9 protein-coding genes and 1 pseudogene are annotated in these 11,886 nt (G+C 68.8%); 3 read left to right on the top strand and 7 right to left on the bottom strand.

The window, feature by feature from the left end:
- From ACVNF4_RS24765 to aceE, 3 genes are all read left to right on the top strand, one after another.
- Positions 1–980, top strand: a 980-nt coding sequence (locus ACVNF4_RS24765; protein ID WP_461805082.1) for a 2-oxo acid dehydrogenase subunit E2, incomplete at its 5' end; no start/stop codon positions are given.
- A gap of 229 nt (positions 981–1,209) precedes the next feature.
- The gene (locus ACVNF4_RS24760; RefSeq protein WP_461805081.1) at positions 1,210–1,833 is read left to right on the top strand and encodes a GntR family transcriptional regulator; all 624 of its coding nucleotides are present in this window, start codon (positions 1,210–1,212) and stop codon (positions 1,831–1,833) included.
- 680 nt (positions 1,834–2,513) lie between these two features.
- Complete coding sequence (gene aceE, locus ACVNF4_RS24755) at positions 2,514–5,216, top strand: pyruvate dehydrogenase (acetyl-transferring), homodimeric type (protein ID WP_461805080.1); 2,703 nt, start codon at positions 2,514–2,516, stop codon at positions 5,214–5,216.
- A 51-nt stretch (positions 5,217–5,267) separates the two neighbouring features.
- Here the strand turns inward: aceE and ACVNF4_RS24750 are convergent, their stop codons facing one another.
- From ACVNF4_RS24750 to ACVNF4_RS24720, 7 genes and pseudogenes are all read right to left on the bottom strand, one after another.
- A complete protein-coding gene (locus ACVNF4_RS24750; protein ID WP_461805079.1) occupies positions 5,268–6,473 on the bottom strand; it encodes a serine hydrolase domain-containing protein in 1,206 nt (401 codons plus the stop codon).
- A gap of 76 nt (positions 6,474–6,549) precedes the next feature.
- Positions 6,550–6,960 (bottom strand): PIN domain-containing protein, encoded by a 411-nt coding sequence (locus ACVNF4_RS24745; RefSeq protein WP_461805078.1) that lies wholly within the window; start codon positions 6,958–6,960, stop codon positions 6,550–6,552.
- Positions 6,957–7,178 carry a type II toxin-antitoxin system VapB family antitoxin gene (locus tag ACVNF4_RS24740; RefSeq protein WP_461805077.1) on the bottom strand — a complete coding sequence of 74 codons (222 nt, stop codon included), beginning with the start codon at positions 7,176–7,178 and terminating at the stop codon, positions 6,957–6,959. Before ACVNF4_RS24740 ends, ACVNF4_RS24745 begins: the two co-directional genes overlap by 4 nt.
- A gap of 76 nt (positions 7,179–7,254) precedes the next feature.
- Positions 7,255–8,439 carry a MarP family serine protease gene (locus ACVNF4_RS24735; RefSeq protein ID WP_461805076.1) on the bottom strand — a complete coding sequence of 395 codons (1,185 nt, stop codon included), beginning with the start codon at positions 8,437–8,439 and terminating at the stop codon, positions 7,255–7,257.
- Between the two features lie 360 nt (positions 8,440–8,799).
- Positions 8,800–9,318, bottom strand: a complete 519-nt coding sequence (locus ACVNF4_RS24730; RefSeq protein ID WP_461805075.1) for a DUF4240 domain-containing protein — start codon at positions 9,316–9,318, stop codon at positions 8,800–8,802.
- A gap of 145 nt (positions 9,319–9,463) precedes the next feature.
- Positions 9,464–10,621, bottom strand: a complete 1,158-nt coding sequence (locus ACVNF4_RS24725) for an RNA-guided endonuclease InsQ/TnpB family protein (RefSeq protein ID WP_461805074.1) — start codon at positions 10,619–10,621, stop codon at positions 9,464–9,466.
- Between the two features lie 179 nt (positions 10,622–10,800).
- Positions 10,801–11,757 (bottom strand): annotated as a pseudogene (locus ACVNF4_RS24720) (helix-turn-helix transcriptional regulator); the annotation flags it as partial.
- Positions 11,758–11,886: the final 129 nt, after the last annotated feature.

The raw sequence follows: 11,886 nt of genomic DNA, 5'->3' as shown, positions 1-11,886 counted from the left end.
CTCGGCACCGCCAACGCCCGGTTGATGACGGGTCAGCAGATCGCCGGGGGGCTGGTGGCGGGGCCCGTCGTGCCCTTGCTCGTCGTGGCGGGGATGGCCACGCCGTTCGTGTCAAGGGCACCGGTGTCGGTGGCCGGATCCGCAAGCAGGACGTCGTCGCCGCTGCCGAGGCCGCGAAGGCCGCCGCCGCTCCGGCTCCGGTCGCCGCCGCTGCTCCGGTTGCCGCCGCCAAGAAGGCGCCGGTCCTGGAGGCGTCCCCGCTGCGTGGCCAGACCGTCAAGATGCCGCGCATCCGCAAGGTCATCGGCGACAACATGGTCAAGGCGCTGCACGAGCAGGCGCAGCTGTCCTCGGTCGTCGAGGTCGACATCACGAAGCTGATGAAGCTGCGTGCGCAGGCGAAGGACTCCTTCGCGGCGCGTGAGGGTGTCAAGCTCTCGCCGATGCCGTTCTTCGTGAAGGCCGCGGCTCAGGCGCTCAAGGCGCACCCGGTCATCAACGCGAAGATCAACGAGGCCGAGGGGACCATCACCTACTTCGACTCCGAGAACATCGGGATCGCGGTGGACTCCGAGAAGGGCCTGATGACCCCGGTCATCAAGGGCGCCGGCGGTCTCAACCTCGCCGGTATCGCCAAGGCCACCGCCGACCTCGCCGGCAAGGTCCGCGCCAGCAAGATCACGCCGGACGAGCTGTCCGGGGCGACCTTCACGATCTCCAACACCGGTTCGCGCGGGGCCCTCTTCGACACGATCATCGTGCCGCCGGGTCAGGTCGCGATCCTCGGTATCGGCGCCACGGTCAAGCGGCCGGCCGTCCTGGAGACCGAGGAGGGTACGGTCATCGCCGTCCGCGACATGACGTACCTGACGCTGTCCTACGACCACCGTCTGGTCGACGGCGCCGACGCGGCCCGTTACCTGACGGCCGTCAAGGCGATCCTGGAGGCGGGCGAGTTCGAGGTCGAGCTCGGGCTCTGATCGTGGCAGCCCTGCACAGGGCTGGGGATCTCAACGAGGTTGAACTCGGTCTGTAACTCCTGCTGGACGACGACGCCCCCGCCGGAATTCCTCCGGCGGGGGCGTCGTCGTCCCCCCGCGTAGGCGCCATGTAAGTCTCGTCTCACCTGCGTAAAAGGGCACCCGCGTGCCCTGCCTGCGGCGGCTCCCGGCCTTATGGTCTAAACGTCAAACGCCTTAAGGAGCCCACATGACCGCGCCCGTCGTCCACTCGCTGCGCGAGCAGATCCGCGAGCACATCGTGGAGGGGATCGTCAGTGGGCGCTGGAAGCCGGGCGAGCGGATCGTGGAGCGGCGGATCGCGACGGAGCTGGAGGTCAGCCAGACGCCGGTGCGGGAGGCGTTGCGTGAGCTGGAGTCTCTTCGGCTGATCGAGTCCGCGCCGAACAAGGGTGTGCGGGTGCGGAACCTGACGGCGGCGGACCTTGAGGAGAGCTACCCCGTGCGGGCGGGGCTTGAAGCGATCGCGGCTGAACTGGCGGCGGATCGTCTCGCCACGGACTGCTCCGCCCTTGAGCCCCATGTCGCCGCCCTCTACGAGGCGGACCGGTTGTCGGACGGGACGGGGCAAGTCCGGCACACTGTCGCCTTTCACCGCGAGTTGGTGCGGGCGGCGGGGAACTCGGTGCTGCTGCACACGTGGGAGGGGCTGGGCATCGAGGTGTTCACCGCGTTGTCGATCCGCTGGCTGGGGACGGTTCAGCAGTCCTACGCCGAGGAGCACGAGGAGTTGGTGGCGGCGTTCAAGAGGCGGGATCCTCGGATCGCGGATCTGGTGAAGGCGCATGTGCTGGGGTGTGCGCCTAGCGCGTGAGGGGTGGGGTGGTGCTGTGATCTGGCGAGTGCGGGTGCGTTGTGGCTGGTCGCGCAGTTCCCCGCGCCCCTGAAGGACTGGGTGCTGCCCGGATGCCGGGTGAAGGCCGTACCTGGCCGGTCGCGCCCACGCGGCGGTAGCCGCATATCAACACAGCCCCGCGCCCCTGAAAGACGGGGTGCTGCCCGGATGCCGGGTGAAGGCCATACCTGGCCAGTCGCGCCCACGCGGCGGTAGCCGCATATCAACACAGCCCCGCACCCCTGAAAGACGGGGTTGTGGTGGCAGCCTGAGGGCTCGGCGCAGCCGCGTCTTTTCGACCGGTGGCCGCGCTGAGCGCGAGCGGCAGACGAAGAAATCAGCGCGACCACGTCTTTCAGGGGCGCGGGGCTGATCGATATGCGGCTCCGCCGCGTGGGCGCGACCAGCCACCCACCGCCCGCAGTCGCCGCACTACAGAACGCACCCCCCACCTGCGCAAATCCCCGAAGGGGACGGCACCCGGTGTCTCCGCCGGAGGCACCCTGTGCCGACTTTCTCCCGTTCGACGAGTTTTACCCTTCCCCCCTTTGATCGATCATCGATCAGGGGGTTACAGTCCTCGACGGACCTCCACCGAGGTCCTCGCCCTGTCCTGCCAAAGACCAAGGGCACCCCCCTTCGACCAGGAAGGCGGCGACATGACCGACCTCAACGCCATCCAGCCGAGCGCGCTCGACCAGCTCCCGGACCGTGACCCGGAGGAGACTGCCGAGTGGCAGGCGTCTTTGGACGCTGTCGCGAAGGCTGCCGGGCCTCACCGGGCCGCGTACTTGATGCGCCGCACGCTGGAGAGGGCCGAGGGCGCCGGCATCGCGCTGCCCAAGCTGCTGGAGACGGACTACGTCAACACCATCCCGACGTCCGGCGAACCCGGCGTCCCCGGTGACGAGGCGCTGGAGCGCCGGATCACCGCGTGGAACCGGTGGAACGCCGCCGCGATGGTGACCCGGGGCTCGAAGTACGGCGTCGGCGGCCACATCGCGACGTTCGCGTCGGCGGCCTGGCTGTACGAGACCGGCTTCAACCACTTCTTCAAGGGCAAGGAGGCGGACGGCTCCGGCGACCAGCTGTACATCCAGGGCCACGCCTCCCCCGGCATCTACGCCCGCGCCTTCCTCGACGGCCGCCTCACCGAGGCGCACCTCGACAACTTCCGCCAGGAGGCGGGCGGCAACGGCCTCCCCTCCTACCCGCACCCCCGCCGCCTCCCGTGGCTGTGGGAGTTCCCGACGGTGAGCATGGGCCTCGGCCCCCTCTCCGCGATCTACCAGGCCCGTTTCAACCGCTACCTCACCGCGCGCGGCATCAAGGACGTCTCCCAGTCGCACGTCTGGGCGTTCCTCGGTGACGGCGAGATGGACGAGCCGGAGTCGACGGCGGCACTCGCACTGGCCAGCCGCGAAGGGCTCGACAACCTCACCTTCGTCATCAACTGCAACCTCCAGCGTCTCGACGGCCCGGTCCGCGCGAACTTCAAGATCGTGCAGGAGCTGGAGGCCCAGTTCCGCGGCGCCGGCTGGAACGTCGTCAAGTCCCTCTGGGGCAACGCGTGGGACGAGCTGTTCGCGCTGGACACGACGGGCGCGCTGGTCCGGCGGCTGCGCGAGGTTCCGGACGCGCAGGTGCAGACGTACCAGACGCGTGACGCGGCCTACATCCGCGCCGACTTCTTCGGCAAGGACCCGGCGCTCGTCGAGATGGCGAAGCTGCTGAGCGACGACAAGATCCTGGAGTGCTTCCACCTCTCGCGCGGTGGGCACGAGGCGCGCAAGGTGTACGCGGCGTACAAGGCGGCGCTGTCCCACAAGGGCGCTCCGACCGTGATCCTGGCCCAGACGGTCAAGGGCCACACTCTCGGCACCGGCTTCGCGTCGAAGAACGCCAACCACCAGATGAAGAAGCTGACGGTGGACGAGTTCAAGACGATGCGTGACCTGCTCGAACTCCCCATCCCGGACAGCGCGTTCGTCGACGGCAAGGTGCCGTACGGCCACCCCGGCGCCGACTCCCCGGAGGTCCGCTACCTCCAGGAGCGCCGCGCGGCCCTCGGCGGTCCGGCTCCGGCGCGTCGTACGCACGCGCTCGCGCCGCTGCCGTCCGCGTCGGAGAAGGCGTTCGCGTCGTTCGACAAGGGCTCCGGCTCGCAGAACGTGGCGACGACCATGGCGTTCGTCCGGCTCGTCAAGGACCTGGTCCGTGACAAGGAGACCGGCAAGCGCTGGGTGCCGATCGTCCCGGACGAGGCGCGCACGTTCGGTATGGAGTCGCTGTTCCCGTCCCTCGGGATCTACTCCCCCAAGGGTCAGACGTACGAGCCGGTCGACCGTGACCAGCTGATGTACTACAAGGAGGCGAAGAACGGGCAGATCCTCAACGAGGGGATCACCGAGGCCGGTTCGATGGCCGACTTCATCGCCGCTTCGACGTCGTACTCGACGCACGGCGAGGCGATGATCCCGTTCTACATCTTCTACTCGATGTTCGGCTGGCAGCGCACGGCCGACCAGATGTGGCAGCTCGGCGACCAGCTCGGCCGAGGCTTCCTCGTCGGCGCGACGGCCGGGCGGACGACGCTGACGGGCGAGGGCCTCCAGCACGCGGACGGCCACTCGCCGGTGATCGCGGCGACGAACCCGGCGGCGCTGTCGTACGACCCCGCGTTCGCGTACGAGATCGCGGTGCTCGTCAAGGACGGTCTGCGGCGGATGTACGGCGAGGCGGCGCCGGGTGAGGACCCGAACGTCTTCTACTACCTCACCGTCTACAACGAGCCGCTTCCGCAGCCCGCAAAGCCGGCCGGGCTCGGCATCGACGAGGGCATCGTCAAGGGGCTCTACCGCTTCAACACGGCGGAGTCGGCGGGTCTTTCACCGGCCGCCAACGCCGCCCGCATCCAGCTGCTCGGCTCCGGTACGGCGATCCACTGGGCGCTGGATGCGCAGAGGATCCTCGCCGAGGAGTGGGGTGTCGCGGCCGACGTCTGGTCCGCGACGTCCTGGACGGAGCTGCGCCGCGACGCGCTGGAGGCGGACGCCGCTCTCCTGCGCGGCGAGGACCGGGTCCCGTACGTCCGTCAGGCGCTCCAGGGCGCCGAAGGCCCTGTCCTGGCCGTCTCCGACTACATGCGCCAGGTTCCCGACCAGATCGCGCAGTGGATCGAGCAGGACTACACCTCACTGGGTGCGGACGGCTTCGGCCTCTCCGACACCCGTGAGGCCGCCCGCCGCCACTTCGGCGTCGACGCCCAGTCGATCGTCGTCGCCGCACTCGCCCAACTCGCCCGTCGCGGCGAGGTCAAGGCGGCTGCGGTGAAGGAGGCCCGGGAGCGGTACGGCCTGTGAGCTGACCTTTGAACCGGCCCCAGCGGATTGTCCGTTGGGGCCGGTTCTCTTTCATACGCCCTTGCAGAGGGCAGCGTCCGTCAGCTTCTGGAGCGCCGCCTCGGCGCGCAGCAGCGAGCTCTCCTCGGGGACCTTGCCCGACGCCGTGATGACGATGCTCCGCCGGCCGTCCGCCGTGAACCCGTTCCGTACGAAGTCGCCGTCGTTGTCCCCGCCGTGCCCCCAGCGGTCGCCTCCGCAGGTCAGCGGCTGGCGCATGAGGCCGAGGCCGTACCGGAGGCCGGGGAAGATCTCCTGGAACCTCGCGCTGACGGGGACCGTGTGGCGCATCTGGGCGAGTTGGGCCGGCGGGAGGAGGCGGCCGGTGAGGAGAGCCGTGTAGAAGCGGTCCATGTCCCGTTTGGTGGTGATCAGTTCACCCGCCGCGTCCGACTGGGTCATGTTCCGTTCGGTGGTGTCGGTCCAGTCCGTGGAGCCCGGGAAGCGGTGGTAGTTGTGGGCATGCGGGCCCGGTAGGCGGGGATCGTCGCCGGGGGCATAGGTGCCGGTCAGGCCCAGGGGGCGGACGATGCGGTCGTGCACCTCTTCCCGCCAGGTGCGGCCGGTAACGCGCTGGACGATCATCCCGGCCAGGACGTAGTTGGGGTTGGAGTAACTCCACTCCGGCTCGGGGTCGTTGGCGTCGGCCGGGGGGAAATCGGGGGCGCTCCGCATGGCTCCCTCGACGATCCGCTCCGGCGCGAGGTGGTCGTACCTGTGCTTCTGGAACGCCTCGGCGGTGTAGCCGGTGTCGTCCGTGTAGTCGTAGTTGTGGATGCCGCTGGTGTGCTGGAGCAGATTCCGCAGGGTGACCTTGCGACCGTCGTTCCCGTTCCCGCTGACGACTCCGGGCAGCCACTGCTCCACAGTGTCGTCCAACGACACCCGCCTCTCGGCGACAAGTTGAAGCACCACGGTCGCGACGAACGTCTTGGTCACACTGTCGGCCCGGAACTCCGCCCCGACTGGCACGGGCTTCCCTGTACCGAGTTGGGCCTCCCCGGCCCTGGCCTGGATCCTCTTCCCCCCGTCCCGCACCTCGACAGACACCCCGACGAACCCGGCCTCCCCCAGCAACTGCCTGACTTCCGCGTCCAGTTGCCGCTGGCTCAACTTGCCTGTGTCCTCGGCTGCTTGAGCCGGGGTGAGCGCGGCGGCGGTTCCGCAGAGTGTCGTCGCGAGGAGGAGAGCGGCGGTCTTCAGTGATCGTTTGTCCATGCCGCCCAGCCTTCCCGGCGGGGCGGTGGAGGGACATCGCTCCAACACCCGTAGGGGGGTGGGGAGAACCCCCCCATCAGGCGAGGTCGTGGATATTGTGTTCGCTCAGGTCGGACGCATGGCGGGCGACGGCACGGTAGTCAGCGTCGTCGTGAAGGACAGTCAGGCCGTGGTGGGCAGCGGTGGCGGCGATGATGAGATCCACCGCTGAGGCGCTGCGGTGCTCTCCGGCCTGGGCCATCCGGTGTTGTACCGCGCTGATCCAGCGCCCCGCGTTCTTCGGGACCGGTACGTCAGGATAGAGATCGGAGAACATCTCCGCGATCTCGTCGTATTCGCGCCTGTTCCGGGAGCTGTAGAGGAATTCGGTGCGCTGTGCGTAGCAAGAGGCGATAGCACCGGCGTCGATCGCGTCGTGCCAGGTCGCTTGCAGTTTGGCATCGCGGAGCAGCCGGACCAGGCCGGATGTGTCGAGCAGGTACATCACCGGCTGTTCTTCTCCGCCCGATGCTGCTGCTCGGCGTCCTCGACGGCACCCCACTCACGCGCGCGCTCGAAGTGCCGGCCGATCCGTGCCGCTCGTTCCTGCTGCTCGGCATAGAAGTGCAGAGCGAGGTTGACCGCTTCCTTCTTGGTTCTGACCTTGGCCAGAGCCATGGCGCGCTCCAGAGCCTCGTCATCGATGTCGATCTGCGTCACAGACATGCGGCACCTCCGGCACGATGTTGGTGATGTACATAGAAGGATACGCCACCAACATTCGCGACCCAAGCGGTCGCGATCACGACGTAATGAGGTCCCCGGTCGACACCCGTGCCGTCGCGGTCGTCCCCTTCACCGCGTCCGGCGCGACCTCCGCCGCCGTCAGCACGTACCCCGTCTCGTCGTCGGAGGTGGAGCGGGCGAAGACCACCCCGAACACCCGGCCGTCGGTGGTCAACAGTGGGCCGCCGGAGTTGCCGGGGCGGACGGTGGAGCGGATGGAGTAGATCTCGCGGGTGACGGTGGCGTCGTTGTAGATGTTGCGGCCGGTGGCGTTGAGGCGGCCTGCGACGGTGGCCGCCTGGAGGTTGAGGTCGCCGTCCTGGGGGTAGCCGGCGACGACGGACTGGTCGCCGCGGGAGGCGGTGTCGTCGAAGCGGAGGATGGGGGCACGGAGGTCGGGGACGTAGAGGACGGCGACGTCCTTGTTGGGGTCGAAGAGGACCACGCGGGCTTCATAGGAGCGGCCGACGCCGCCGATACGGACGGTGGGGTGGTCGATGCCGGCCACGACGTGGGCGTTGGTCATGACGCGTTCGCGGGCGTAGACGAACCCGCTGCCCTCACGCCCTTGATTGCCGGAGGCGCCTTCGATCTTGACGGTGCTCAGCTTGGCCGCGTTGGTGGCGCTGGCCGTGACGCTGTCGCCGGTGGGTTTGGCGACCTCGGCGGTGGACTCGTTCTCGAAGGGGTTGAAGACCTGGGGGAACCCGGCCTGTGTGAGGGCGGAGGTGGCGTTGGAGAACCACGCGGGGGTGGTGTCGGGCATGGCGTCCTGGACGGTGCCGAGGAGTCTGGAGTCCCGTATCGCCGAGGTGACCAGCGTCGAGGAGGACGCGCCGAGGACGCTCGCGGCGACCCAGGCGACGATCAGGACGGCGACCGCGTTGGCCGCGGCGCCGCCTATGCCGTCGGCGACTCTGAGGGGCCCGCGGTCCAGTTCGCGGCGCAGGCGCAGGGCGAGGCGGCCGGCGAGGCTGTGGGCGATCACGGCGGGCAGCAGCACCGTGCACACCGCGGTGACCGTCGCCGCCGTCGTCCCCGGCGTCACCAGGTTCATCACCCAGGGCAGGACCCACACGCCGATCACCGCGCCGCCGACGAAACCGGCCAGCGAGACGCAGCCGGCCATCAGGCCGCGGCGGTAGCCGGAGCCGGCGTACGCGAGTACGACCAGCACCAGCAGGATGTCGAGCAGGTCCACGGAGCCGCCTTTCTCTCGAACCCATGAATACGTGGGGGAAGGGCCCTTTTGATCAGCCGCACCCGCACGGGTGATCGAAACCGGCCACGCGTGCGTGTACCTCGGAAAACGGTTGGACCGGGACGTTGGTTCCACCGAGTGGCACACCACACATCGCGCCCGGAAGGTGATGAACCGGAATCGAGGTCATGGGCATAGGGCACCGTCACCACCTGCCCAGGCCGCCCCCTGAACGAACCTCTCCTCAAGTCCGGTTCCCCACGGACGAGTTAACGGGCAGGGGCGTGCGCAGGGACGCCTCAGGCCCGGACGTGCATTCCGGGCGACGCCTCGCAGCGCCGCCGGACCAGCGTGTGACCCCTACCCCTTGAAGCGCTCCCACAGCCTCGGGTACCGCTCCGCCACGACCTTCTCGTTCTCGAAGTCGATCGGGGTGCCCTCGGGCTCCGGGGGTGCGGGCGGGATGCCGAGGTCGGGGGCGATGACGCCGGTGAGGCCCTCGTACGCCTCGTCCGCGGCGAAGCCCAGTTCCTCGCCGTCGCCGTCGATCTCCTCGTCGAAGTCGCCGAGGAGTTCCGCGAGGGAGTCGGGGTCGTGGAGGGCGCCCTCGAAGACGTCCCGGCCCTGGCCGATCAGCCAGCAGCGGAAGGAGTCGAACGCGTCGTCGCTGATGCCGTCCAGCAGGACCCAGGCGGCACCCCACAGATCCCATCTGTACGCCCGGTTGTACCGCGACTCGAAGTGACGGGAGAAGTCCAGCACCGACTCGGGGTCCCGCTCCAGCAGCCGCGCGACCAGCAGGTCCGACTGCTCCTCGGGGTCCCCTTCGGCGGAATGCCGCGCGTGGTCGATCAGCTCCCAGAACTCCGTCTCATCCATCACCGCTCCAGCATCGTGCTTCCCGGGACCGGACGCACCCGGAGTCGCGGGATCGGCTGGGAGTCAACTACCCGGCTCTGAAGAGCCGGGCTTGCAGGCAGAGTGAGAGCTGATGCCCCACTGTGGTCCCCTGCGTCCGGTACCGCTAGGCGGTACTGGGGCGGTTGACTGCGCCCCGCTGCCACACAGCATCGGCCCGGTAGCCGATATTGCGGGAGCCGTTGTGGTCCGCGTGCAGCACGATCCCGCAGGATTTGCACACGAACCGTGCTTGATCCACTCGGTTGGTCCGGTGAGTGTGCCAGCACTCCGAGCACTGGCGGGAGGTGTTGCGCGGGTCCACGTGGACCACGGGCACACCGGCCCGCCTGGCCTTGTACTCGACAAAGGAGCCGAGTTGGGCGAACGCCCAGGAGGAAAGCCGTGCCCGCTGGTCCTTCTTGGCCGTGACCCTCTGCCGGATACCGGTCAGGTCTTCCAGACCGATACCCCGGGAGGTGCGTTCAGCGGTGGCGACGAGTTTCTTGGCGATGATGTGGTTGCGCTGGGTGGCGTACCGGGCTTCCTTGCGCCGCTGGCGCTTGAGGACACGGGCCGCGCTCTTGGTGCGCTTCTTCTGGAGCTTCGAGCGCAGGTCCCGCTTGCGCCGCCGGTACCGGTTGACCTGACGGCCGGACATGATCGTGCCGTCCGACGTGGTGGCGATGTTGACGATCCCGAGATCCACACCGAGGAAGCCTCGCGGCTCGAACAGCTCGGGCTCGGGGACGTCGACGGTGGCGACGAGGAAGAACACGCCGTCCCGCATCACCAGGTCCGACTCTCCCTTACGGGAGCGAAGCAGTTCCATCGCCTCGGGGGAGCAGACGAACGGGATGCCCTTGAGGCGTCCGGCCACCGTCCAGATACTGACGGTCCGCGTGTCGCGGTTCCAGGTCAGCATCCGGTCGTCGTACGGCTGCGCCGAAGTCTCCCGGAAACGGATCGGCTTACCCTCCGCCTTCGCCCGGCGCCTGGAGTCCTGCGGACCGTAGTTCCCCGCCCGAAGGTTCGCCTTGAGCGTGGCGTAGGCGTCACACACCTTCTTGACCGTGCGTACGGCGGCCTGTGCCCCGAGATCGAAGTCGGCCTTGATCCGGTGGTACACGGCGTCCTGCAACACGTTCCGGCGCTTGAGATCCTTCGCGAACGCGACCTCCGAGGCCGCGTTCGCGGCCCGGTTGCAGGCACGCAGGGTCGCCGCCAGTGCATCCGCGTCATGAGCGGACGCAGGCAACAATTTCACCTGCGCGACAATCTTCACGCAGAACAACCTAGTAAGACCGATCATCGGAGGTCAACTTGCCGTCCAGGCACGCCCTTTCGCCCTGGCGGCGAAACCCCGCCTGCCGCCCTGCTGCGCAGGAGCTTCGATTCCTCCCCGCCCTGAAGAACGGGGCATTCTCGAAGGAGATCAGGTGAAGGGTGTGCGCCCGCCCCCTTCCCGTACAGCTCCCCCAGCCTCCCCGCCGCCTCCGCGAACCGCTCCCGCAGCTCCCCCGGCGCCACCACCTCGGCTTCCGCCCCGAGTGACAGCAGTTGCGTGAACGCCACGTCCTGGGATTCGACGCCCAGCGTCACCGTCACCCACTCCCGCGTCCACCCCGTGTCCGCCAGCGCCAGCCGCGCGGCGACGGGGTCCACGGCGTGCGGCAGCCTCCGTACTCCCTCGGGAGAGAGCCGTACGACGATCTCCTCCCGCAGCAGCGACCTCGCGAACAGTTCCCCCTGGGCCTCCCAGAACGCGGGCAGTTCGAAGCCGGGGTCCCGCTCGAACCCTTCGTCCAGCACCTCCACGGACTCGAACCGCTCGACCCGGTACACGCGGAACGTGTCCTCGACGCGGGCGCACAGATACCAGACCCCGGCCTTCAGTACGAGCCCGTACGGATCGAGTTCCCGCTGGACGGCGTTCCCCTTCTTCCGGTACACCCCGCGGACCCGGCGGTCCCCCCAGACCCCTTCGGCGACCCCGGCGAGCCCCTCGGGCACCTCGGCCTCCCGGAACCACCCGGGCGCGTCGAGATGGAACCGCTGGGCGGCGACGGCGGGGGCGTCCTGGAGGGCCGGTGTCAACGCGGCGGCGACCTTCATCCGCGCCGCCGACGCCACGTCCGCCAGCCCCATCTCCCTGAGCGCCCCCGGCACCCCGCTCAGGAACAACGCCTCGGCCTCCTCCCTCCCCAGCCCCGTCAACCGCGTCCGGTACCCCCCGACCAGCCGATATCCCCCGCCCCTCCCCTTCTCCGCGTACACCGGAATCCCCGCCTCCGACAACGCCTGCGCGTCCCGCGTGACGGTCCGCTCCGAAACCTCCAGCTCCCGCGCCAGCTCGACCGCCGTCATGGACCTTCGCCCCTGAAGCAGCAGCACCATCTTGATCAACCGAGCAGCACGCATGAGGCCATGATGCCGGGGGCCACTGACATTGATGCTGATACTCAGGTTCCGGTGATCGTGGCCCAGCCACTGACTGACGCCCTGCTGGGTTGTCTTCCCGCTGTTCTGTCCGGCCGCCGGAACCTGTTC

It is taken from the genome of Streptomyces sp. S6 (genome assembly GCF_054880855.1).
The sequence above is the reverse complement of the archived record's forward strand: the minus strand, read 5'-3'. Positions and strand labels throughout refer to the sequence as shown.